A 23,366-nucleotide genomic window follows, 5' to 3' on the forward strand; every position below is an offset into this window, starting at 1 on the left:
TCCTTATGGGGCAGTCGTCGGCTTTACTGCTTGCGGGGTCCAGTCAAAGGCCAGCAACAGTGTGCGCTCGGCTGGAGAAAAATTGTCGTCGGCCAGCAGGTAGAACCTGATGGTCCCGGCCTTGCCCGGTACAGCTGCCAGACCTTCAAAGTTATCGACGGTGAGCGGCCGCTGCAGATCCAGCTGATCGACCACCTGACCCTGCTTGTCAGCAATGATCAGGGAGACGCGACTGCCGCGCAGGGGATCCCAGGACCGCAGGAGATAGGCCAGCCGGTCTCCAGACAGGGGCGCCAGCGCCACCAGGCCGAAGTCATCGGCCTTGGGAATGATCCGGCCTGGCGTGCATCCCTTGGCCAGGGTGCAGCTCCAGGTCTGCCCGGATACTTCGCCACCGACCAGATAGGCGTCCGGGCCCCGGGCCGGGTCCTCGGACAGACCTTCCATGCCGCCATTGTCAGGAAAGCTCGCCTCGGGCGAGGGGGCTTCACGCGGCGGTCCGCCCTTGGCCGGGTATAGCAGTATGCGGTGGTGGCGCTCCAGGCTGACCAGGCGGTCGCCCGATGCCAGCATGGCCAGGCCTTCGGCGTCAGACTCCTGCTTGGAGGGCAGGACCTGGCCATCCGTCCCCGTCAGGGGCGTCAGGGCGCCATCTGCGGCGCCGACGAGCCGCCCCTTGCTGTCCAGCACCAGGCGGGCGGTGAACAGGCTGCCCTCATCGGTAACAGCATGGATCTGACCGTTCGCCGCTACCCGCAGGTCCGAGAGACCGTGCAGCTGTGTTGTGTCCCTGGAAGTCAGATGCAAACCACCGGCATAGGCAAAGGCGCCTATGGCGGTCTGCTGGGGATTGTCCGCATTCAGCGGAACCGGGTCACTTGTCAGGGTTATGGCTGGCCCGGCGGCCACGGGACCGACCGGGGTTGCAGGGGGCTGGGCGCAGGCGGAAACCGCGAGAACCGAAGCGATCCAGAGCCAGGTCTTCACGCGACGGCCTTCCGGACTTCCTTGAAGGTTGAGCGCCGCACCGGTCCCTGCGGACCCTGGGTCGTGGGCGGGGGTTGAAGAAGGCTCGCCATCTTCTTGGTGACCCGCCGGGGCTCTTCATCAAACAGCTCGGCCAGCTGGTCGACAATGGCGCCGGCCAGTTGCTCGACATCCACAATGGTGACGGCGCGACGATAATAGCGGGTCACGTCATGGCCGATGCCGATGGCGATCAGCTGGACCGGGCTCTTGTTCTCGATCTCGGAAATGACCTCCCGCAGGTGGCGTTCCAGATAGTGCCCGGAATTCACCGACAGGGTGGAGTCATCCACGGGCGCGCCGTCGGAAATGACCATGAGGATCCGCCGGCTTTCCGGGCGGCCGATCATCCGCTGGTGAGCCCACATCAGGGCTTCACCATCGATGTTCTCCTTGAGCAGGCCTTCACGCATCATCAGGCCGAGATTGCGGCGGGCCCGGCGCCATGGGGCGTCGGCTGACTTGTAGATGATGTGGCGCAGGTCATTCAGGCGACCGGGCTGGGCGGGCTTGCCGGCCTTCAGCCAGTCCTCGCGGCTGGAGCCGCCCTTCCAGGCCCGGGTGGTGAAGCCGAGGATCTCGGTCTTCACGCCGCAGCGTTCCAGGGTCCGGGCCAGGATGTCAGCGCAGACAGCGGCCACCATGATCGGGCGACCGCGCATGGAGCCGGAATTGTCGATCAGGATTGTCACCACCGTGTCGCGGAACTCGGTGTCGTCCTCTTCCTTGAAGGCCAGGGATGCGGTCGGATCGACAATCACCCGGGTCAGGCGCGCCACATCGAGGATCCCTTCCTCGAGGTCGAAGGTCCAGGTCCGGTTCTGCTGGGCCATCAGCTTGCGCTGCAGCTTGTTGGCCAGGCGGGAGACAACGCTGGAAAGGCTGGCCAGCTGCTGGTCCAGATAGGCCCGAAGGCGGGTCAGCTCTTCCGGCTCGCACAGCTCTTCGGCCGAGACCACCTCGTCATTGGCGGTGGTGAAGACCTTGTAGGTGATGGCCTTGGCGTCACCCTTGAGGTCTGGCCGCGCCGGCTGGTCGCCCTCGCCCATGTCTGGCGGATCGTCCGTGTCCTCGGCATTGGGGTCCTCTTCCGAGGACATCATCTCGCTGTCGGCTTCCTCGCTCTCGCGGTGGGTCGCCTCGCTGTCGTCCATGGAGGTCTGCTGCGGGGACTGGCCTTCGCCGTCGCCCTCATCGCCGTCTTCCGAGGCTTCAGCTTCGCCCTCTTCGCCTTCCTCTTCCTGCTGGTCGGCCTGGTCGGGGGCGTCGGAGAGGTCATCGCCCAGGGACAGGTCCCGCAGGATGGTCCGGGCCATCCGGGCGAAGGCCTTCTGGTCGTCGACCGTATCGATCAGCTTGTCGATGTCAGCGCCGGCCCGGGACTCGATGTCGGCGCGGAACAGGTCCACCAGTGGGCGGGCTTGAAGGGGCGGCTCGACCCCGGTCAGGCGCTCGCGCACGATCAGGGAGACGATCTCGGCTATGGGCGGATTGCTCTGGGCCTCGATCGGGTTGAACACCTTCTTCGCCCAGGCGGCGTCATGCACCGCCTTCAGGTTCTCCCGGACACCGCCAAGGGCGTTGGCGCCCAGGGCTTCGATGCGGGTCTGTTCCAGTGCGTCATAGACCGGCTGGCCCGCGGCGGAGCCGGGCCGGGTTCTGGCGTGGATGGCCGGGTCATGATTGGCGATGCGCAGGGCCATCTGGTCGGCCAGGCCGCGGATGCGTGCGGCGTCGGCCGGGGTCAGGTCCCGGGGCGGGTGCGGCAGGACCGCCCGGTTGCCCTGCAGGACCGGACCCTCGCCCGAATAGACGATCTCAAGGTCCGGGCTCTCCGCCAGGGAGCGCGTGGCGTTGGCCAGGGCGCGCTTGAAGGGCTCGATCGGGCTTTCAGGGTTCTTGGACATGGTCTTCCCTCATAGCCCGACCTTTCAGCGCGGCAAAGCGCGGCGCGCGGTTATTTGCGCATCCGCCAGGCCTTCGACTGGGATCCGACCACAGACACCAGATCGCCCATGGTCAGGTTCATGTCGACCAGGTGCAGACCCCAGTCCTCGCTGACCTTCGGACCAATCATGACGTCGCCCCGAATGTCGTCCAGGCGGGGGTCCGCGGGATCGGCGTTCACATGGACTTCAAGATAATTGAACCCGTTCCTTGAAACGCATTGTCCGGTCAGCAGGCCGGGCGTCGAGACAAAGGGTGTCCTGATCGCGGTTCCCTTCGACGTCCACAGGGACCGGTCCTGGCCATTGCCCGTTGTCGAGAGATAGGCGTTGAGCGGGGCGGATCCTCCGGCCAGACCCGCCGGATTGGTGCAGGCGACGATCATGTTTGAGCCCGCCTCACGCGGTCTGCCAAACCGGCTGTTTGCCGGCGGGGGAATGGTGTCGCGAAAGCTTGCAAAGGCGATGACGCAGCCGGTCTGGGTATTGCTTGCGCAGGTCGGAATGGACTTCAGCAGTCCCGTGGTCTTGCCCGGTTCGATCGGGAGGCCGGTCCCGGCCAGTATGGCCGAAACCAGCAGCTTCTGGGACGGCTTGCCGTCGATCTCGCTGGCCAGCAACCGGGTCAGAACCCCGGCGCCCTGGGAGTGGCCGATCAGGACGACGCCTCGTCCCTTGTTCTCATGGGCGAGATAGTACTTCCAGGCGTCGACCACGTCCTGATAGCCGGTGTCGGGTCGAGGTGCATTCGCCGCCATGCCCCCAGGCAGGGCCTGGCCGGAAATTGTCGCTCGAAGGGCGGTCAGGGTGAACTGGCGGTACATGGGCGCATAGACCCTGCACTTTGAGGCAAATCTCGAGAGCTGCTGCTCGACGACACTCGTCTCCTCGGCGTTCGGGATCATGTCCGACAGGACCGACTTGTCGTTGGAAACGGTCGGGTAGACGTAAAAGCAGTCGATCGGCGCCTTGGGGTCGGCCTTCCAGGCCTCGTCCTGCAGGTCGCCATTGGCCTTGATGATGGTGGAGGAATTGTCGCCCGTGCAGGCGTCGCTCCGTCCCGGCCAGCAAAGCCAGGAGGTCTTGTCGCCATAGTCATTGGCGGGGGGCTGGCTCTGGGCGACGGCGGCAGGGGCGAGCACTGTCATTGCAAGGGCGGCGCTGAGTCCGGCCAGACGCATGCTGAACATGGTTTCCTCAAAAATCGTTCTTGTGATTATGAAGAAATCATCCCGCCGCAGGGTCGGGAGGTCCAGCGCTAAGTTCGATCAGGCCGCAGCAGATCGGGCGCTGGCGTCCCGGAGTTCGTCAAGGGCCTGGGCGATGGCGGTCATCATCTTGCCCACCTCGATCGGCTTGGGCACGGTTCCGGACATGCCAGCCCTTTTGTATTCCAGGACATGGTGGCTCATGACATTTGCCGAGAGGGCGAGGATCGGCGTGCGGGGCACGCCTTCTTCGGCCTCCCAGGCGCGGATCGTGGTTGTGGCCTCAACGCCGTTCATCTCAGGCATCTGGATGTCCATGAGAACCACGTCGAAGGCGCCGGTCTTGACCGCCTCAACGGCTTCGCGGCCATTGCCAACAAGGGTGAGCGCCACATTCATCGGCTCCAGAAGGGCCTTCAGGATCAGCTGGTTGGTGTCATTGTCCTCAGCGGCGAGAATCCGAACGGGTGGCCCCTCGAAGCACACATCCTGGCTCTCGGCCGTCACCGCGTCGGTCGTAACCACGGAACAGCGTTTGAGGGGAAGATTGAAGGCAAACGTCGAGCCTTCGCCGACCTCGCTGGTCAGGGTCATCCGGCCGCCCATGAGGGTGACGAGCTCGCGGGAAATGGCCAGGCCAAGGCCAGTGCCGCCAAACCGTCGCGTGGTCGAGGCGTCGACCTGGCTGAACTTCTGGAAGAGGTCGTTGATGCGGTCCTTGGGAATGCCCATGCCTGTATCGCGGACGACAAACTTCAGACCAAGGACTGTCGCTTCAACGCGCACGACAATTTCGCCGGCGTTGGTGAACTTCACGGCATTGGAGACCAGGTTGGCGATCACCTGACGCAGACGGGCGCCGTCGCCCAGCCAGATGCCCCGGGCGTCCCGTTCAACCTCCAGCTTCAGGGCGACCCCCTTCTGACTGGCCAGGGGACTGAAGGTCGAGCAGGCGACCTCCATGGCGTCCACCACATCAAACTCGTGATTGTCGATTTCCAGGCGTCCGGCTTCGATCTTGGAAAAGTCCAGAACGTCGTTGAGAACGGTCAGCAGGCTCTGCCCGGAATCCCTGATGATGGTCAGACGCTCGGCCTGATCAGGTGACAATTCCCGACGCGCCATGACCTGGGCCATGCCGAGAATGCCGTTCAGAGGGGTCCGGATTTCATGGCTCATATTGGCCAGGAACTGGGACTTCGCGATATTGGCCGAGTCCGCCATGTCCTTTGCCCGGACCAGGGCGTCCATGGTGCGGTCCAGGGCGTCTTCGCCGGCGGCAAGCTCACGGAAGATCCCCTGAACGCGGAGGGCCAGGGCAAAGGCGGCGGCGGTCAGGATGATCAATCCCAGCACAATTGACGGGGCAGCTTCCTCCAGGGCGACCAGGCCAGGCCGCCCGGGGCTCCAGGTTACTGTGCTTCCGACATACCCGTTGATGTCCACCAGTGGCACTTCGGCCGTGGCTTTCCTGTCAGCCCTGGCGCCAAGACGGAGGTTCTGAAGCGGCAGTTCACCCGATCCGCCCTGCAGGCTGTCGACATCGAGCTTGCGGATGATGACGGTCACAGGCGTCGGCCCGGGCTGTCGGCGCACGGTCGGGCGTTCGGGGACAACCCGTCCTGCCGCAATCAGGTAAGACTTGCCGTTGGAATTTACGATCCCGGCCCGCGCCTGAACTGCTTCGATATCCACCTTGTTCGCCAGGACGGGAACCGTGCTGTTCACCTGTTCCTCGGCGCGGATCTCCCGGATCAGCGGCTGCAGGTCGAGGGTCAGCTGGGCGAGGGCTTCGGCGCTGATCCCAGACCCGCTTGTCGCCCAGGCCTTGACGGTCTGGTTCCTGGAATCCAGCAGAACCGCGCCATCCTGTTTGAGATTGGACAGGAAGTAATGGCCAATCTCGAAGTCAGCCCAGCTCAGGTCGGCCCGCCCGGCGAGCGACTTGTAGGCTTCATCCCAGGCGCAGAAGGTTTGGATGTCCCGGATCATTTGCGCAGACATGGCGTCAATGCGCTTTGAGACCGCCCTGCGCTCCTGCGCCAGTTCGGCCCTGTCGGACTGATGGGTCATGTAGGCGAACAGGCTCGCGCTTCCGGCCAGAACCAGACCAAGCACGATCAGGCCCAGCATGACGATGCGCCGCATCGCCGTTCGCCTGTAGTGTTTGTTCGCCGACATGTCCGCCCGGGGTACTCCTCCAGGGCAGTATGTCGTGGACCTGTCTCGAAACGGTAAATCGCCGATAGGCCGCTGAGAACAGCTCAGAACCACAAGGCGCTGAGCCGTTCCAGGGGTCTCCAGCGGCCCCGATGCTCAGGTCAGGAAACCCGGAGGCGCGCCGTGCTTTCCGGCAGGTCCTGACCAAAGGCGCGCTGGAAGAATTCGGCTACAGCGCCGCGCTCAAGCTCATCGCACTTGTTGAGGAAGGTCATCCGGAAGGACAGGGCCAGGTCGCCGCCGAAGATCTCGGCATTCTGGGCCCAGGTGATCACGGTCCGCGGGCTCATGACGGTGGAGATATCACCGTTCATGAAGGCGTTCCGGGTCATGTCGGCGACCCGGACCATGGCGGCGATGGTCCGCTTGCCCTCGGCGTTGTCGTAATGCGGCGACTTGGCCAGCACGATGTCGGCTTCCATGTCATGGGGCAGGTAGTTCAGGGTCGTGACAATCGACCAACGGTCCATCTGGCCCTGATTGATCTGCTGGGTGCCGTGGTAGAGGCCGGTGGTGTCGCCCAGGCCAATGGTGTTGGTCGTGGAGAACAGCCGGAAGAAGGGGTTCGGCTTGATGACCCGGTTCTGGTCCAGCAGGGTCAGCTTGCCCTGGGCTTCCAGTACGCGCTGGATCACGAACATCACGTCCGGGCGGCCGGCGTCATATTCGTCGAACACCAGGGCGATGGGCCGCTGGATGGTCCAGGGCAGGATGCCTTCCCGGAATTCGGTGATCTGCTTGCCGTCCTTCAGGACGATGGCGTCCTTGCCGACCAGATCGATACGCGACACATGGCTGTCCAGGTTCACCCGGATCAGCGGCCAGTTCAGCCGGGCGGCGACCTGCTCGATGTGGGTCGACTTGCCGGTGCCGTGATAGCCCTGCACCATGACCCGACGGTCAAAGGCGAAGCCGGCGCAGATGGCGCGGGTCGTTTCCGCATCAAACTTGTAGGCCGGGTCGATGTCGGGGACATGGGAGTCCCGCGTCGAGAAGGCCGGGACCATCATGTCGTCATCGACCCCGAAAGCTTCGCGCAGGGAAACCTTCTTGTCGGGGACAAGCGAGATGAGGTTGTCGTCTTGGGTATCGGCTAATGAAGTCATGGCGAGTTTGGATTACAAGGTTCTCGGCCTGATGCAAACGGCTGTTTGCCGCCGCAGGGTGGTGAAATAACAAACCAGGGACGGGGGAGGGCTGCCGCCATGGCAATGAGCACGGGTCTGCGGGACGGACTGAAGATCACCCCCCATGAAAATGGCTTCGGCGCCGAGATTTCCGGCGTCGATCTCGCAATGCCGCTCCCGGACAGCCTTCGCGCCGAAATCCATTCAGCCTGGGCTGAACATGCCGTGCTCAGCTTTCGCGACCAGCCCCTGACCCTGGACCAGCTTGAGGCCTTCACCCAGTCCATTGGTCCCTTCGGCAAGGATCCCTTCATCCAGCCCATGCCGGGGCGACCCAATGTTCTGGAACTGCGCCGGGAACCTGACGAGAAGGCGACCAATTTCGGGGCTGGCTGGCATTCTGACTGGAGTTTCATGGAAACCCCGCCGGCGGCGACCCTGTTGCGGTCAGAAGTGACGCCGCCGGTGGGCGGGGAAACCTTCTTCGCCGATGGCCGCCGGGCCTATGACGATTTGTCGGAGACCATGAAGGCGGACCTGGCCTCCCTGAGGGCGGTGCACTCAGCCGGTCGCGCCTATGGCGTACAAGGGGTCTTCGCCCGGGAGACGGAAAAGCGGACCATGAAGATCGTCGTGTCCGAAGAGGCCGACTCCCAGCTCAGCCACCCCCTTGTCCGGACGCATCCGGTGACTGGCCGCAAGGCGCTTTATGTCAGCCCTGTCTATACGATCGGCATTGAGGGCATGGGCGAGAAGGAGAGCCAGGACCTGCTGACCTCCCTCTTCGCCCACATGATCCAGCAGCAATACATCTACCGGCATCACTGGACCCAGGGCGCCGTTCTGCTTTGGGATAACCGCTGCACCATGCATCTGGCCAAGGGCGGCTATGACGGCCATCTGAGGGTCATGCACCGGACAACGGTGGCCGGCGAGATTCCTGCCTAGGCCATCCGCGCCTTGCGCAGGATCTGGTAGGCTTTGATGACCCGGTGGAGCTTGTGCTCCGCCGACCTGTCACCGCCGTTGGAGTCCGGGTGGCAGCGCTTGACCAGTTCGATGTAGCGCGCCCGGATCTTCGGGGTGTCCGCCGTTTCGTCCAGGTCCAGGTCCGCCAGGGCGTTCCGCTCCAGCTTGCCCAGCTTGCGGCCCTCAGGCGCGGCGGCAGGGCGATTCGGTCCCAGACCGCTGCCGAAGAGGTTGAACGGGTCGCGATAGCCCTGGCCCTTTCGGAAGCCAGCCTCGGCGGTGGCGGCTTCCCGGGAGAAGCGGCCAGCCTTGAATTCCCAGGTCGGACGGTCGCCGGCGGCGCTCTGGGCCTGACGGGCGCGGATTTCGCCTTCGCTCATGCCGGCGAAGAAGTTCCAGTTGCGGTTATATTCCGCCGCGTGGGCCTGGCAGAACCAGTAGTGTTCATTGGGCAGATCGCGGGATTTGGGGGCCTTGGCGCTGCCCGCCAACCGGCAGCCGGCATGGTCGCAGACCTTCTCGCCGGGCTTCAGCGCATAGACGTCGTCGGACTGCGCTGCTTCCTCGGGAGAAGGCGGACGCACCCGTATATCGACGAACTTCGGCTTGTATTGAAAAGCACCGGCCATGGCCTGATTATGATGCCGTAAAAGACCCTTTCAAGAATTGAAGATTTGTCCGATGGGCGCTATGATCGATGCCATTCATAACAAGCTGACTGCGGCCCTGGCGCCCACCCGTCTTGAGGTGGTCGACGACTCGGCGCGACATGCCGGTCACGCAGGTGCGCAGCCCGGTGGCGAGACTCATTTCAACCTCGTGGTCGAGTCGAAGGCCTTTGAGGGGCTTTCAAAGGTCGCGCGCCAGCGGGCCGTGTATCGGATACTTTCGGACGAACTTGCGGGATCGCTACACGCCTTGTCGGTGAAAGCGCTCGCGCCCGGCGAGACCTGATCTATAATTTGACCGCTTGCCGTTCATTCCAACGGCCGCGCTTGGGAGGCGTGAGTGCATACGAATTTGACCGTCAACGGCCAGGCCCACGCGCTTGACCACGACACCCGGACCACACTTCTGGACGCCCTGCGTGAGACCCTTGACCTCAAGGGGACCAAGAAGGGTTGTGATCACGGCCAATGCGGCGCCTGCACCGTGCTGGTGAATGGCGTCCGCATCAACGCCTGCCTGTCCCTGGTCGCCATGCACGATGGCGACGAGATCGTGACCATTGAAGGGCTGGCCTCAGGCGACACCCTGCATCCGGTTCAGCAGGCCTTCCTGACCCAGGACGCCCTGCAGTGCGGCTATTGCACCCCGGGTCAGATCTGTTCGACGGTTGGCATGTTGCGCGAGGTGGCCGATGGCCAGCCCAGCCAGGCGACGGAAAACCTCAGCGGCAGGATTTCCCTCACCGACGCCGAGATCCGCGAACGCATGAGCGGCAATCTCTGCCGTTGCTCGGCCTATCCCCAGATTCTTGCGGCGATCCGCAGCGTTGCGGGAGAGCCGGCATGAAGCCCTTCACCTATGAGCGCGCCAAGGATGTCGCCTCCGCCGTGAAGGCGGTCCGCGCGAATCCCGGGGCAAAATTCCTGGCCGGCGGCACAAACCTGCTCGACCTCATGAAGTCGGAAGTCGAACGGCCCAGCCATCTCGTCGATATTGGCCGACTTCCCCTGGCCTCCATCGAGACCACCCGGGACGGCGGCCTGAGGATCGGCGCCATGACCACCAACAGCCAGGTGGCCTCGGACGCCCGGGTCCGCAGCCTGTACCCGGTCCTCGCCCAGTCGATCGTTTCCGGCGGGTCGGCCCAGTTGCGCAACAAGGCGACGACGGGCGGCAACCTGATGCAGCGCACCCGCTGCCCCTACTTCTATGACACCGCCAAGCCCTGCAACAAACGACTGCCAGGGTCCGGCTGCGCGGCTCTGGGCGGCCTCAACCGCAACAGCGCCATATTCGGGACCAGCGACGCCTGCATCGCCACCAACCCTTCGGACATGGGTGTGGCCCTGGCGGCCCTGGACGCGACGGTGGAGACCCTGACGGCGGACGGAGTCACCCGCTCCCTGTCGGTCGCCGACCTGCACAGGCTTCCGGGCGACACGCCGGAAATTGAAACCGAACTCAAGCCAGGCGAGCTGATCACCTGTGTCGTTGTACCGCCCGCGCCTCCCGGCGGTCAGGTCTATCGCAAGGTCCGCGACCGGGCCTCCTATGCCGGCGGAATTGTCAGCGTTGCTGCGGTGGCGGGACGGGTCGCCTGGGGCGGCGTGTCGCTCAAACCCTGGCGGGCGGCGAAGACCGAGGCCGCCCTGGCGGCCGGAGCGCCAATCGCTGAAGCCGTTGCTGCCGAACTCGCCGGGGCTGAGCCTCGCGGGAAGAACAGTTTCAAGATCGCCCTGATCGGACGGCTGACCGCCTCCGCTCTGGACGAAACCCTGTCGGGGAGGCGCGCATGAGTTCGGTCAAGGATTGGGCCGCCCCCAACCCGGTTTCTGAAAACCGCTCGGGACTGATCGGCAAGAATGTCGACCGCTATGAGGGTCGCCTGAAGGTCACCGGGACAGCGCCCTATGCCTACGAGGTCGAGACCCCTTCGGCCCCGGCCTATGGCCATGCTGTTGGCGCCACCATCGCCCGCGGTCGGGTTGTCTCCATCGATACGACAGCGGCCAAGGCCTCGCCCGGCGTGAAGCTGGTCTGGACCCATGAGAGCGTTCCGGCTCAAGCCGCCCGGGGCGAGCGGGCCAATCCCCGCAGCCAGCGTGCGTCCAACCCGGCCATGGCCTCGGATTCCGTCGAGTTCTACGGCCAGACCGTGGCCTTCGTGGCGGCCGACACCCTGGAAAACGCCAGGGCTGCCGCAGCCCTGATCCAGATCACCTATGACGCCCAACCGGCCGTGGTGGATTTTCTGGCCAGTCTGGATCAGGCGGAAATGCCCCCCGGCGAGGAGGACGTCGAAGTCGGCGACTTCAGCGCAGGATATGAAGGCTCGAGCGTGAAGCTGGACGAGACCTATTTCAGCCCGATCGCCAACCACGCCCAGATGGAGCCCTGCGCCACCACCGCCTGGTGGGATGGCGACAAGGTTACTGTGCATACCTCCATCCAGATGGTGAAGGGCGGCCAGCACGCCCTGGCCGAGACCCTGGCCATCCCGTCCGACAAGGTGCACCTGATCACCCGCTATATCGGCGGCGGCTTTGGCGGCAAGGGCCAGTCCTATGACGACCTGACCCTGGCGGCCCTGGCGGCCCGCGAGCTGGGTCAGCCGGTCAAGGTCGCCTATACCCGCCAGCAGATGTTCCAGGCCACGATCCACCGGCCTGCCGTCCAGATGCGTGTCCGGCTGGGCGCTGAGCCCGATGGTCGCCTGAACGCCTTTTCCATCGAGGCCATCACCCACTGCGCGCGCAATTCGCCCTTCACCGAGCACGCGGCCAACTTCTCCCGCAGCCTCTATGCGGCGCCCAATCGCCTGACCGGCCACCGGCTGGTGAAGATGGACCTGCCGGGCGCAGGCCCCATGCGGGCGCCGGGCGAAGCCACCGGCATGCTCAGCCTTGAATGCGCCATGGACGAACTGGCCGAGAAGCTGGGCATTGATCCGGTGGAGCTGCGCATCCGCAATGAGCCATCGGTTGATCCAGAGACCGGCAAGCCCTTCTCTGTGCGCCAGTTGGTGGAATGCATGCGCGAAGGCGCCCAGCGATTCGGCTGGGATCGGCGCAATGCGACTCCTGGCCAGGTCCGCGACGGTCGCTGGCTGGTGGGCATGGGCATGGCGGCGGGCATCCGCGGCAATTTCCTTCTGCCGGCCAAGGCAGGCATCCGGATCACCGCTGACGGCACGGTCACCCTGTTGCAGGGCATGACCGACATCGGCACCGGCACCTATACCATCCTGGCCCAGATCACCGCCGAGACCCTTGGCGTGCCCCTGGATCAGGTGCGCGTTGAACTGGGCGATTCCGACATGCCCCCGGCCCCCGGCTCGGGCGGACAGTTCGGTGCGGCGACTGCCGGTTCGGCGGCCTTCGAGACCGGCATGGTCATGCGCCGCACCCTGGCGGAGTTGGCGATCAATGATCCCAATTCACCCCTGTTCGGCGCTGATCCTACCCTGGTGACCTTCGCCAACGGCAATATCGCCCTGGAGAACCAGAGCGAGAGCCTGGCCTCCCTGGTGGCCCGCGTTCAGCCCGAGGGCGTTTATGTGGAGGGGTCGATCTCTCCGGCCGCCGACGCCCGGGACTGGAGCCAGCACACCTATGGCGCCCAGTTCGCCGAGGTGGGGGTTGATGTGGTGTCCGGCGAGGTCCGCATCCGCCGCATGTTCGGCGTCTTCGCCGCCGGCCGGATCCTCAACGCCAAGACGGCCAAGAGCCAGATCACCGGCGGTATGATCTGGGGCATAGGCACTGCCCTCACCGAGACCAATCCGGTGGACCCGCGCTATGGCAGCTTCCTGGGCCAGGACCTGGGCGGCTATCTGGTTCCCAGCCACGCCGACATCGTCAATGTGGACTCGATCTTCCTCGACGAAGCCGACGACAAGGCCAATCCCCTGGGGATCAAGGGTGTGGGCGAGCTGGGCATCTGCGGGACCGGCGCGGCCATCGCCAACGCCATCTACAATGCCTGCGGCGTGCGCCTGCGCGACTATCCCATGACGCCGGACAAGGTCCTGGAAGGCCTGATCGCCAAGGGGCTCTGATCCCCGGGGCGATCAGTCTTCAGTGGCGCTTTCCAGCGGAGCCGAGACCCGCAGAGCGGTGATCTGGTTGCGCACCCGCTTGACCACCTGGAACCGGTGGCCGTGGAAGATGAAGGTCTGACCGATCTTTGGAATGGTCTGGGCTTCGTGGATCACGAGGCCTGCGACCGTAACGGCCTGATCGTCGGGCAGGTCCCAGTCCAGGGCGCGGTTGAGATCGCGGATCGGCACTGTGCCATCGACCATGACCGAGCCATCGGCCTGGCGGCGGACGCCCTGGATCTTGCTGTCGTGCTCGTCCTCGATCTCGCCGACAATCTCCTCGAGAATGTCTTCCAGGGTCACCAGGCCCTGCAGGGCGCCGTACTCGTCCACCACCAGGGCGAAGTGGTTCTGGCGCTTCAGGAAGGCGTTCAACTGGTCCTTGAGGTTGGTGGTTTCCGGAATGAACCAGGGGTCGCGGCGGATCTTGTCGATGACCAGGGCCTCGAAGTCACCCTTGGCGTCCGAAATGGCGTGCAGCAGGTCCTTGGCGTGCAGAATGCCGACAATGTTCTCCGGATCGCCCCGATAGAGCGGCACCCGGGTATGATCATTGGCCAGGACGTGGGCGACCAGTTCGGCGGCCGGCAGGTCGGCGTCGACCATGGAGATTGAGGTCCGGTGCACCATGACCTGGCTGACATCCATGTCGGAGAGGTCGAGTACGCCACCCAGCATCCGCCGGTCGCGCTCCTCCACCAGGCCTTCGGAGTGGTGGTATTCCACCGCCCCGCGGATCTCTTCATGGGCGGCCAGAACGTCCATCTCCATGCCCAGCCGGACGCCGAAAATGCTGAGCGTCCGCCGGACGATCCACTGGATGGCGTAGATGATGGGCCCGAAGACCTTGACCACCAGCAGGGTCGGGCCCGACAGGAAGCGCGCCACATCGTCTGACCGCAGTATGGCCAGGGTCTTGGGCAGGACTTCGGCGAAGACCAGGATCAACACGGTCATGATGGCGGTGGCTGCGGCGACACCGACAGCACCGGGAAACGCGGCCGTCAAAACCTGCGTGGTGAGGGCCGAGGCCAGGATGTTGATCAGGTTGTTGCCCAGCAGGACCGCGCCGATCATGGTCTCCTGGTCAGACAGCAGCCGGTTGACCCGCCGGGCCGGTCGGTCGCCCTCGCGCTCCAGCTGGTGCATGCGGGACCTGCTGGCGCCGGTGAGCGAGGTTTCGGCTGCCGAGAACATGGCCGAAATGGCCAGCAGGCCGAAGACGATGGGAGCAAGGGTCAGAATGGCGGCCATCAGATCGCTCCTTCGCTCTTGAGGAATTCCAGAATGCTGTCGCGGGACACGTCCTTTGCGACAAAGGCCTCGCCCAGGGCCCTGGCCAGGATGAAGGTCAAGCGTCCGCCCTCGGCCTTCTTGTCCTGGGCCATGTGATGACAGAGGGCCTCAGCCTTGAAGGCGGTCTTTGAGACTTCGGAGAGCCGGGTCGGCAGGCCCGAGGCCTTGATCGCCGCTTCCGCCCGCACGGCGTCCTGGGAGGTGCAGAGCCCCTGTGAAGCCGAATAGCGGAAGGCCATGGCCGACCCTGCAGCCACAGCCTCGCCGTGGAGGAGAGCCTCGCCAAAGCCCGTCTCGGACTCCAGGGCATGGCCAAAGGTGTGGCCAAGGTTCAGCAGGGCCCGGGGCCCGCCTTCCTTTTCGTCCAGGGCGACGATCTCGGCCTTCATCTCCACCGATCGGGCCACAGCATGGAGCAGGGCGGCCGGCTCCCGGGAAAGGACGCCGGCGGCATGCGCCTCCAGCCACTCAAAAAAGGTCAGGTCGCCCAGAAGGCCGTACTTGATGACCTCGGCATAGCCGGCGCGGACCTCGCGGTCAGGCAGGGATGACAGCAGGTCCAGGTCAGCCAGGACCAGCCGCGGCTGATGAAAGGCGCCGATCAGGTTCTTGCCCCGGGGGGTGTCGATGGCCGTCTTGCCGCCGACGGACGAGTCCACCTGGGCCAGCAGGGTGGTGGGGATCTGAACGAAGTCTATGCCGCGCTTGTAGATCGAGGCCGCAAAGCCGGTGAGGTCGCCGATCACCCCGCCGCCAAAGGCGATGATCAGGTCGCCACGGTCCAGTTCCATGGCCAGAAGCCGGTCGCTGACCTCTTCCAGAAAGGCAAAGCTCTTGGTCTGTTCGCCAGGCGGCAGGACAATGGCCTCGGACCTGATCCCCCGGCTCGCAAGGGAGGCTGTCAGGGCTACGCCGTGCAGGCCCCAGACCGTCTCGTCGGAGACAATAGCCACACGGGCCTGCTTGAGCAGGGGGGCGATGCGCTGTCCGGCCTCCGCAAGCAGTCCATGGCCGATCACGACGTCATAGGCGCGGCCAGCAAGCTGGACGGGGACAGATCTGATCACGGCTTTTGGGTCTCCAGGTGGGCGGCCAGGGCCTTGATCACATTGTCGACGGTCACATGGTGCGGGGCGTCGCCGGAGTCGACCACAATGTCGGCCTCGGCATAGACGGGGTAGCGAATTTCAGCCAGGTCGCGCAGGACCACCAGGGGGTCCTTGCCGGTCAACAGGGGGCGGTTGTCCTTGCGGGCCACCCGTCTGGCCAGGACTTCCACATCCGCGCGCAGCCAGACCGAGACCGAGCGGTCCTTGATCAAGGCGCGGGTCTCGGCGTTCATGAAGGCGCCGCCGCCAGTGGCCAGGACATGGGGCGGCTCGTCGAGCAGGCGGGCGATGACCCGTCGCTCCCCTTCCCGGAATGCGGCCTCGCCAAGATCGGCGAATATGTCAGGGATGGAACGCCCGGCGGCGGCCTCAACCTCGATGTCCGCATCCCGGAAAGGCAGGTTCAGGGCCGCGGCGAGTCGCTTGCCGACGCTGGTCTTGCCCACGCCCATCAGGCCGACGAGGGTGATGGTGCGGGCGCGGAGGGGATTGAGCAGATCCATGGGCGGTGCAGACTTACACGAGACCGCGCCTCTGCGCCAAGCTTGCCGAGACCTGGCCTCGCGGATCAGCCCGGACCGGACTAGGATGGGGCATAGGCGCAGCGGGACTTTCAGATGAGCCAAGGGGCGGGGTGGGTCGAGGCCTTCCTGGAAATGATGTCGGTGGAGCGGGCGGCCGCTAAGAACACCCTGACGGCCTATGCCAGGGACCTTGCTGACGCCCAGGGCTTCCTCGTCGCCCGGAGGTCGGACCTCGCCACGGCGGCTGCGGAAGACATTGAGGCCTATTTCGCAGCCCTCAGCGACCGGGGAATGTCCCCGGCTACGGCGTCCCGCCGCCGCTCGGCCGTGCGGCAGTTCTACCGGTTCGCCCTTGGGGAGACCTGGCGGTCTGATGATCCTTCCCGGCGGGTTGACGCCCCAAAGCGGGGACGCCCCCTGCCCAAGGTGCTCAGCCGAGAGGAGGTCGACCGTCTGATCGCCGCCGCTGGAGCCCGGGATGGCGCCCAGGGCGCGCGCCTGGCCTGCATGGTCGAGCTGATCTATGCCTCGGGCCTCCGGGTTTCGGAACTGACAGCCCTGCCCCTGGCCGCCCTGGCCAGGGACCCGGCCTTCCTGATGGTGCGCGGCAAGGGTGAAAAGGACCGCCTGGCGCCCCTCAATCCCGCTGCCAGGGAGGCGGTGAAGACCTATCTGGAGATCCGGAAATCCTTCCTGCCCAAGGGAGACGCCGCCAATCCGTGGCTGTTTCCGTCACGGGGCAAGGCCGGCCGTCTGACCCCGCGCCGCTTCGCCCAGATGCTGGATGAGGCCGCGGCCGACGCCGGAATCGACCCGGCCAGGGTCAGCCCCCACGTCCTGCGCCATGCCTTCGCCACCCACCTGCTGGAGGGGGGAGCCGACCTGCGGGTCGTCCAGAAACTTCTGGGTCACGCCGACATCGCTACCACCCAGATCTACACCCATGTCGCCTCTGACCGGTTGGCGGAAGTGGTGGCGACCCGCCATCCCCTGGGTCGAAAGTCGTGAAACTCTTGTGACGGGCGCGGAACCCGCCTAGTTTCCGCTCCCTGCCTCAACAGGAAAGAACACCCCTCGAATGGCTTCTCATTATCTCGAGTTCGAGCGCCCGATCGCCGAGCTCGAAGCCAAGATCGAAGAGTTGTCCCGTCTGGCCGCCACCACTGGCAGCGGCGAAATGGACGGAGAGATCCGAACCCTCCGCGAACGGGCCGGGGCCATGCGCACCGAGGCCTATTCAAAGCTGGACGCCTGGCAGAAGACCCAGGTGGCGCGCCATCCCGAGCGGCCGCACTTTGTCGACTATGCCCGCGGCCTGATCGAAGAGTTCGTCGAACTGCATGGCGACCGCAAGTTCGCCGACGATCAGGCGATCATGGGTGGGCTGGGCCGATTCCGCGGCCGTCCCGTGGTGGTCATGGGCAATGAAAAGGGCCGGGACACGGTCACCCGGGTGAAACACAATTTCGGCTATGCCCGCCCCGAAGGCTATCGCAAGGCTGTCCGCCTGCTGGAACTGGCCGAGCGGTTCAAGTTGCCGGTCATCAGCATTGTCGACACGACGGCGGCTTATCCCGGCGTCGGCTCTGAAGAGCGCGGGGTCGCCGAGGCCATCGCCCGGTCGACCGAGAAGTGCCTCATGCTGCAGGTTCCCATGGTGGCTGTGGTCACCGGGGAAGGCGGCTCCGGCGGCGCCCTGGGCATTGCCTGCGGCAACCGGGTCCTGATCCTGGAGCACGCCACCTATTCGGTCATTCCGCCGGAGGGCGCCAATTCCATCCTCTGGCGTGGAACCCGCACGCCGGAAGAAGCCGCCAAGGCCCTGAAGATCACGGCCCAGGACCTGCTGAAGATGAAGATTGTCGACCGCATCGTGCCCGAGCCGCCCGGCGGCGCCCATGCTGATCCGATCGCCATGATCACCACGGTGGGCGACGCCCTGGAAGAGGAACTCGACAGCCTGGAACAGATGAGCGTCGAAGCCCTGCTCAAGCAGAGGTCCGAACGTTTCTACGCCATCGGGCGCAGCGGGCTGAGCTGACCCCAGGCGCCTGCCGGGATCAGCCGGGTTTTCCGGACGGTCTGACCAAAAAAGAAGGCCGCCGACCCTGGGGTCGACGGCCTTTTTCATGTCCTGAAGGACGGGCGACTAGAACTTCGCCGTCAGGCCGAACTGGTAGTGGCGGCCAAGGACGTCATAGGTGCCGATCCCGGCGGTGCCCCACGGCGGCTCGGTGTCGAAGACATTGCTTACGACAAACCGCGCGCGCAGGCCGCTCAGGCCGCTGTTCTTCACCAGTTCATCCAGGTCGTAAGAGACCGACATGTCGTGGAGGAACTGGGCCTTCACGGTCAGGGGATCACGGGTCTCATAGGTGAAGTCGTTGTTGAAGCTCGACTTGCCGGTCCAGTTGGTGGTCCAGCTGAAACGCCAGGGCGCTCGACGATACTCGGTGTCCAGCTTCCACTGGTACTTGGCGTTACCCAGTTCCCCCTGGTCGCGGTTCAGGTCGAAGCCCAGACCGGTGACCGAGGTTGCCTGATGGTCCACATGATAGACGTCCAGGTTGAAGTCCACGCGGCCCGGATCATTGTTGAACCAGGTGGCGCCCAGGTCTTCCAGGTGCAGCCGATAGTCGAGGCCTGCCGTGAAGCCCGTGAAGTTGATGTAGCCGGCGTTGATAAAGCCAGTCCGCGGACCAGCCGAGACGGCTCCGCCAGCGCCGACATCACCATTGGTGAGGACCTGTCCGGGCTTTGCGCCCGTGGAGGTTCCGCGCTGGAACCGGCCGCAGGCGTCTGCATTGCCGCCGGGGGAGTCATAGCAGACCTGCAGGATCGAGCTGAGGCCGAAGTTGGCGATGGCCTTGGTCAGGTCGATGTGGACGTAGTCGAAGTGAATCGCCAGATCCTTCAGGAAGGACGGCTGGTAGACAAAGCCCGCCGTCCACTGCTCGGCGATTTCGTTCTTCAGGTTCGGGTTGCCTGAGGTCGTTCCCTGCACGGTCGCTGATTGAACCTGGGAAATCAGGTTGAAGTTGGCCGGCAGGCCCAGGGCCGTGAAGGCGGCCTGGCAGTTGGCGAGGCGCGCTGTCGGGTTGGGGCCCGTGATGATATTGCGGGAGTCACAGGGGTCTGTCGCGGTGATGAAGGACGTCGCCGTCGGCAGGGAGATTTCCGTGATGGCAGGGGCCCGGAAGGACCGGCTCTTCTGGGCGCGGATCATCAGGCCGTCGAAGGGCGTCCAGCGTCCGCCATAGCTGAAGGAGTGGTCCTTGCCGGCGATCGAGTGATCAATGTCGCGATAGGAGGCTTCGATCTCGACCTTGCGAAGCAGGGGATAGGAGAAATCGCCGCCAAAGACCGGGATCAGGATTTCACCATAGGTTTCGTTGGTGCGGAACTTCCCGACGATCGGCGTGATCGCCGCGGACCGGCCAACGCCCCGCTCCTGCGGATCATTGGGATTGAAGTCCGACTTCTCGCGGCGATACTCATAACCCGCCGCAAAGCTCACCGGCCCGGCAGGCAGGTTGAACAGGTCGCCGCCGAAGTTGGCCTGGTAGTCGGTTTGCTCCATCCGGAACCGGCTTTCGAACTGAACGCCGACATAGGCCAGCGCCGCCTTGCTGGGCGCGCCCTGACCGAACAGGTTCAGGGGCTGACAGCCCGCCGCCCGGGCCGTCACATCGCGGCAGACAATGGCGCCGGAAGCATCCCTCACCGCGTCAATGGCCAGGAGGAACTTGGCCTGGTCGATGTTCGGCGACCGGAAGGTCCCGCTGGAGACGCCATCAACGAACGAAGCGTTCCAGAAGAACTTGCGGTTGGCGAACTCGAACTTGCCGTCAATGCCGAACACACCGCGGTAGGTTTCAGACTCGGCCGTGGTCTTGTTGTTGCCGATATCGGTGGACGCCCGGGCCAGGAAGAAGATCCGGTCGCCGGCCGAGGCGGCGTCTGCCGGCAGGGCGGTGGGCTGGGCCAGGATGGCCGCCTTGGCTTGAGCCGTCAGGAAGGGGTTGGCGGTCGACATCCGCAGGGACGCCGAGTTCCCGCCGAACAGCGAGGCGTTGTAGATGGGCTGGTTGAAGGGCTCTTCGGAGTTGGCCTTGGAGTAAAGCAGTTCCGAAGTCAGCTTGATGTTGTCGCTGAGGTCGTACCGGACGAAGGCATTGGCGACGTGGCGCTTCACCGGCGATTGCAGGGAGGTCAGCTCAGCCAGGTTGAGGCCGTCACCGCCGGAAGCGATGGAGGCCTGGTAGAAGGTCCCCGTGCTGTAGGGGACCAGATTGCCGCTTCTGTCGAACTGGGCGGCGATCCGGTTGGCCGGGTTGCTCGGGTCAGCAAGGGTCAGAATGCCCGAAAGGGCCGAGCCACCGGTCCGGAAGGGCAGGCCGCCCTGGGTCACTTCCGGGATGCGACGGTTCAGGATGATGATCGACCCGGGGATGGTATCAGTGCTGCTGGTGTTGAGCGGGTTTGCCGCAAAGGTCAGCTGGCGCTTGGTGACGTCCCGGTCCTGGTATCCCAGGATGCTCGTCTCGTCGTATTCATAGCTTCCGGAGACGGACAGCTTGTTGTCCATGAAGCTGTGACCGGCGGTAATGCGGCCACGATAGCCTTCATCATCGCCCTTGTCGGACATGCCGTAGGCGCCGTCGATTTCCACGCCTTCATAGTCGGTCTTGGTGATGATGTTGATGACGCCGGCAATGGCGTCGGAACCATAAACGGCCGAACCGCCCGCCTGGATGGTTTCAATCCGGTCAACCAGGCCGGTCGGAATGACGTTCAGGTCCACCTGGCCGCCTGCGCTGGCCCCCGTAAAGATCGACGCCGGGTTGCCGCCGACGAACCGCCGGCCATTGACCAGGGTCAGGGTCCGGTTGGTGCCCAGGTTGAAGATGTTCACGAAATTACGGCCGGTGCCAAAGCTGCCCTGGTCGCCGATCGGGTTCACCGGAACGCCGGAGGCCGGCAGGTCATTGAGGGCGTCTGCGACGTTGTTGTAACCGCGCTCATCCATCCGCTGGCTGGTCAGCACCTGGATGGGCTGAACAGAGGTCAGCTCTGCGCGACGAATGCGCGAACCGGTGACAACCAGTTCCTCAACGTCAGCGGCCTTTTCGGCGGCGAATGAAATCTGCGGCATTGCGACGATCGCGGTGGCGACCGAGGACAATAGCGCCGCCCGAAAGGCGGTCTTGGCGTTCAACATTTCTGGGGCCCCCTTGGCCATCAAGTCTCTGGAACCTGAAGTCGCGACATAGCGACCTCGATTTCACCACCCATCACAGGACAGCGCGCAAGAGCTTGCGACACGTATCAGTGTGCGGAAGGTTTGATGGCCGACAATTTCATGGTCAAAAAAGGGTTTCAAACCCTTTCTGGCTGAATTCGGGCATGGACTTACCGTGCCGGCCCCTAAATCGGCAATCGATGCCAAGTTGCAACACTTTGAGGGGTGAGTTTGTCGCCAGGTGCGCAACCGTCCCTATTTTATGGCTGCGAGATCCGCCAGCAAATGGTCCACGGTCTCGGGCCTGGTCGCCCACGAACACATGAAACGCACCGATCCGTCCAGGCACCGGTAGGCCACCCACCCCGCCTCCGTCAGGCGCTGATGTGCATCCTCAGGCATGTCCACAAAAACGCCATTGGCCTGGACGGGATGCATCAAGGCAAACGGCATGGCTGCGGCGAGGCGGCTTGCCATGGCGTTGGCGTGGGCGGCGTGGCGCTCTAGGGCGCCATCCTGCAGCATCCCGATGAAGGGCGCCGCATAGAACCGTCCCTTGGACGGCAACTGGCCGGACTGCTTGAGGCGCGCATCAAACCGGCGCGCCAGATCCTTGTTCAGAATGACCACCGCTTCGGTCGGCGGCATGCCGGCCTTTGTGCCGCCCAGCACCAGCACGTCTATGCCGAGCCCGGCAATGGCCTTCGGGTTGAACCCTGCGGCGACGGCATTGGCCAGCCGCGCCCCGTCAAGGTGAACGGCGCAGGCCTTTCCTCGCGCTGCGTCGGCAAGGCGCTTCACTTCGGCAGTTGAGTAGACCACGCCGTATTCCGTCGCATTGGTCAGGGACAGGGCCGCAGGCGATTGCTTGTGGGGCGAGTCCTGCCCGGCAAGGGCCTGATCCAGGGCGTCCGGGTCGATCCGGGCGGAGGCGCCTGGTAGTCCGACAATGCCCAGGCCGTGACCAAAGAAGCCGGGCGCGCCGGTTTCGTCGGTGGTGACATGGGCATGCTCGTGCGCAAGCACGGCCTCGAACGGCCGGCACAGGGTGGCGAGAACAATGGCGTTTGCAGCGGTTCCTGAGGCGACGAACCGGACCTCGGCGTCGGCGTCCAGCCAGGCCCTGATGGAGTCGGCGGCCTGGGCCGAAATGGGGTCTGCGCCATAGCCCGGGGTAGGCCCCGCATCATTGGCGCGGAGTATGGCGGCCATGGCCTCCGGGGCGGCGCCAGCCGTATTGTCGGAGGCGAAATCGTAGCGGGCCATGGGAACTCTGCCTGGGTTTCTAGGGCCGCAGCCCGCGGGCCAGGGCGTGGTTGAGGTCACGATGCAGCTTGCGCGCCGCGCCCTCCGGGATCTTGCCCGCCAGTTCAAGCCCCACCGCGCCATGGGTGGCGGCCCAGAAGAGGTGGCCGATCTCTTCGGGATCGCCCTCGAACATGCCTTCGGAAATCAGTTCCTTCACCCAATGGGACTGGGTGTCCCTGGCCCGCTGGGCTGCCGCAACAAGATGCGGATACTGGTCTTCATTGGGCTGATCGAGGTCAAACATCAGCTTGTAGGTCGCCGGATGTTCAAAGGCGAATTTCAGGTAGGCGTCGCCGACTGCCGATCCCTTGGCCCGACCGCCTGTGACGGAGCCGAAGGCCGCTTCCAGCGCTTCGGAAAACCGGTTGAACCCGTTGGTGCGGACTGCGGCGAGTATGTCGTCCTTGTCCTTGAAATAGCGGTAGGGAGTCATGGGGCTGACCCCCAGATCGGCGGCGAGCTGGCGCATGGTGACGGCTGCGGGACCATGCTCTGCAAAGAGACGCTCAGCGGCTTCGCAGAGCCGGTCGCGGAAATCGGCCACATCGGCAGCAGACAGAACGCGGGGCATGGCCCACTCCTCGACCCTGATTCCTAGGGGCGGAAACCCCATTGGCGCCCAG

19 protein-coding genes are annotated in these 23,366 nt (G+C 64.7%); 7 read left to right on the forward strand and 12 right to left on the reverse strand.

The features are described 5' to 3' along the window. Positions 1-3: 3 nt before the first annotated feature. From CFE28_03745 to cobS, 5 genes are all read right to left on the reverse strand, one after another. The gene (locus tag CFE28_03745; protein OYU69190.1) at positions 4-987 is read right to left on the reverse strand and encodes a hypothetical protein; all 984 of its coding nucleotides are present in this window, start codon (positions 985-987) and stop codon (positions 4-6) included. Next, positions 984-2,933 carry a cobaltochelatase subunit CobT gene (cobT, locus tag CFE28_03750; GenBank protein OYU69191.1) on the reverse strand — a complete coding sequence of 650 codons (1,950 nt, stop codon included), beginning with the start codon at positions 2,931-2,933 and terminating at the stop codon, positions 984-986. The genes CFE28_03745 and cobT overlap by 4 nt, the downstream gene beginning before the upstream one ends. Before the next feature lie 50 nt (positions 2,934-2,983). Further along, positions 2,984-4,162, reverse strand: coding sequence for a lysophospholipase (locus CFE28_03755; protein ID OYU69192.1), 1,179 nt, complete (start codon positions 4,160-4,162; stop codon positions 2,984-2,986). A gap of 78 nt (positions 4,163-4,240) precedes the next feature. Next, complete coding sequence (locus CFE28_03760; GenBank protein OYU69193.1) at positions 4,241-6,361, reverse strand: hypothetical protein; 2,121 nt, start codon at positions 6,359-6,361, stop codon at positions 4,241-4,243. 140 nt (positions 6,362-6,501) lie between these two features. Continuing rightward, positions 6,502-7,506 carry a cobaltochelatase subunit CobS gene (gene cobS, locus CFE28_03765; protein OYU69194.1) on the reverse strand — a complete coding sequence of 335 codons (1,005 nt, stop codon included), beginning with the start codon at positions 7,504-7,506 and terminating at the stop codon, positions 6,502-6,504. Between the two features lie 105 nt (positions 7,507-7,611). Between cobS and CFE28_03770 the strand changes: the two genes are divergently transcribed. Continuing rightward, complete coding sequence (locus CFE28_03770) at positions 7,612-8,475, forward strand: taurine dioxygenase (protein OYU71539.1); 864 nt, start codon at positions 7,612-7,614, stop codon at positions 8,473-8,475. Here CFE28_03770 and CFE28_03775 read toward each other — a convergent pair. After that, positions 8,472-9,125: a molecular chaperone DnaJ gene (locus tag CFE28_03775; GenBank protein ID OYU69195.1), complete on the reverse strand. Its 654-nt coding sequence runs from the start codon at positions 9,123-9,125 to the stop codon at positions 8,472-8,474. The two genes, CFE28_03770 and CFE28_03775, sit on opposite strands and share 4 nt — an antisense overlap. Before the next feature lie 52 nt (positions 9,126-9,177). Between CFE28_03775 and CFE28_03780 the strand changes: the two genes are divergently transcribed. The 4 genes from CFE28_03780 to CFE28_03795 are packed head-to-tail and all read left to right on the forward strand — an operon-like array spanning position 9,178 to position 13,222. Continuing rightward, positions 9,178-9,450 (forward strand): BolA family transcriptional regulator, encoded by a 273-nt coding sequence (locus CFE28_03780; protein OYU69196.1) that lies wholly within the window; start codon positions 9,178-9,180, stop codon positions 9,448-9,450. 54 nt (positions 9,451-9,504) lie between these two features. Beyond that, entirely contained in the window at positions 9,505-10,011 is a 507-nt protein-coding gene (locus CFE28_03785; GenBank protein OYU69197.1) for a (2Fe-2S)-binding protein, read from the forward strand. Continuing rightward, a complete protein-coding gene (locus CFE28_03790) occupies positions 10,008-10,961 on the forward strand; it encodes a xanthine dehydrogenase (protein ID OYU69198.1) in 954 nt (317 codons plus the stop codon). Before CFE28_03785 ends, CFE28_03790 begins: the two co-directional genes overlap by 4 nt. After that, a complete protein-coding gene (locus tag CFE28_03795) occupies positions 10,958-13,222 on the forward strand; it encodes a xanthine dehydrogenase (protein OYU69199.1) in 2,265 nt (754 codons plus the stop codon). The genes CFE28_03790 and CFE28_03795 overlap by 4 nt, the downstream gene beginning before the upstream one ends. Before the next feature lie 12 nt (positions 13,223-13,234). Here the strand turns inward: CFE28_03795 and CFE28_03800 are convergent, their stop codons facing one another. Genes CFE28_03800 through CFE28_03810 form a run of 3 tightly spaced genes read right to left on the reverse strand, consistent with a single transcriptional unit; the run spans position 13,235 to position 16,172 of the window. Then, complete coding sequence (locus tag CFE28_03800; GenBank protein ID OYU69200.1) at positions 13,235-14,518, reverse strand: hypothetical protein; 1,284 nt, start codon at positions 14,516-14,518, stop codon at positions 13,235-13,237. After that, positions 14,518-15,627, reverse strand: coding sequence for a 3-dehydroquinate synthase (locus CFE28_03805; protein OYU69201.1), 1,110 nt, complete (start codon positions 15,625-15,627; stop codon positions 14,518-14,520). The genes CFE28_03800 and CFE28_03805 overlap by 1 nt, the downstream gene beginning before the upstream one ends. After that, on the reverse strand, positions 15,624-16,172 hold the full coding sequence (locus tag CFE28_03810) for a shikimate kinase (protein ID OYU69202.1): 549 nt from the start codon (positions 16,170-16,172) through the stop codon (positions 15,624-15,626). Before CFE28_03810 ends, CFE28_03805 begins: the two co-directional genes overlap by 4 nt. A 114-nt stretch (positions 16,173-16,286) precedes the next feature. On the opposite strand from CFE28_03810, the gene CFE28_03815 reads away from it, so the two are divergent. Continuing rightward, the gene (locus CFE28_03815) at positions 16,287-17,201 is read left to right on the forward strand and encodes a recombinase XerD (protein OYU69203.1); all 915 of its coding nucleotides are present in this window, start codon (positions 16,287-16,289) and stop codon (positions 17,199-17,201) included. A 70-nt stretch (positions 17,202-17,271) separates the two neighbouring features. Further along, positions 17,272-18,234 (forward strand): acetyl-CoA carboxylase carboxyl transferase subunit alpha, encoded by a 963-nt coding sequence (locus CFE28_03820; GenBank protein OYU69204.1) that lies wholly within the window; start codon positions 17,272-17,274, stop codon positions 18,232-18,234. A gap of 108 nt (positions 18,235-18,342) precedes the next feature. Here CFE28_03820 and CFE28_03825 read toward each other — a convergent pair whose 3' ends face one another. The 3 genes from CFE28_03825 to CFE28_03835 form a co-directional block, all read right to left on the reverse strand. Continuing rightward, positions 18,343-21,435, reverse strand: a complete 3,093-nt coding sequence (locus CFE28_03825; GenBank protein OYU69205.1) for a hypothetical protein — start codon at positions 21,433-21,435, stop codon at positions 18,343-18,345. A 255-nt stretch (positions 21,436-21,690) separates the two neighbouring features. Then, positions 21,691-22,701, reverse strand: coding sequence for a threonine aldolase (locus CFE28_03830; protein OYU69206.1), 1,011 nt, complete (start codon positions 22,699-22,701; stop codon positions 21,691-21,693). Positions 22,702-22,720: 19 nt separating this feature from the next. Then, on the reverse strand, positions 22,721-23,314 hold the full coding sequence (locus CFE28_03835) for a TetR family transcriptional regulator (protein ID OYU71540.1): 594 nt from the start codon (positions 23,312-23,314) through the stop codon (positions 22,721-22,723). Between the last annotated feature and the right edge of the window lie 52 nt (positions 23,315-23,366).

The sequence above is a fragment of the Alphaproteobacteria bacterium PA2 genome (assembly GCA_002256425.1).
GTDB lineage: Bacteria > Pseudomonadota > Alphaproteobacteria > Caulobacterales > Caulobacteraceae > Phenylobacterium.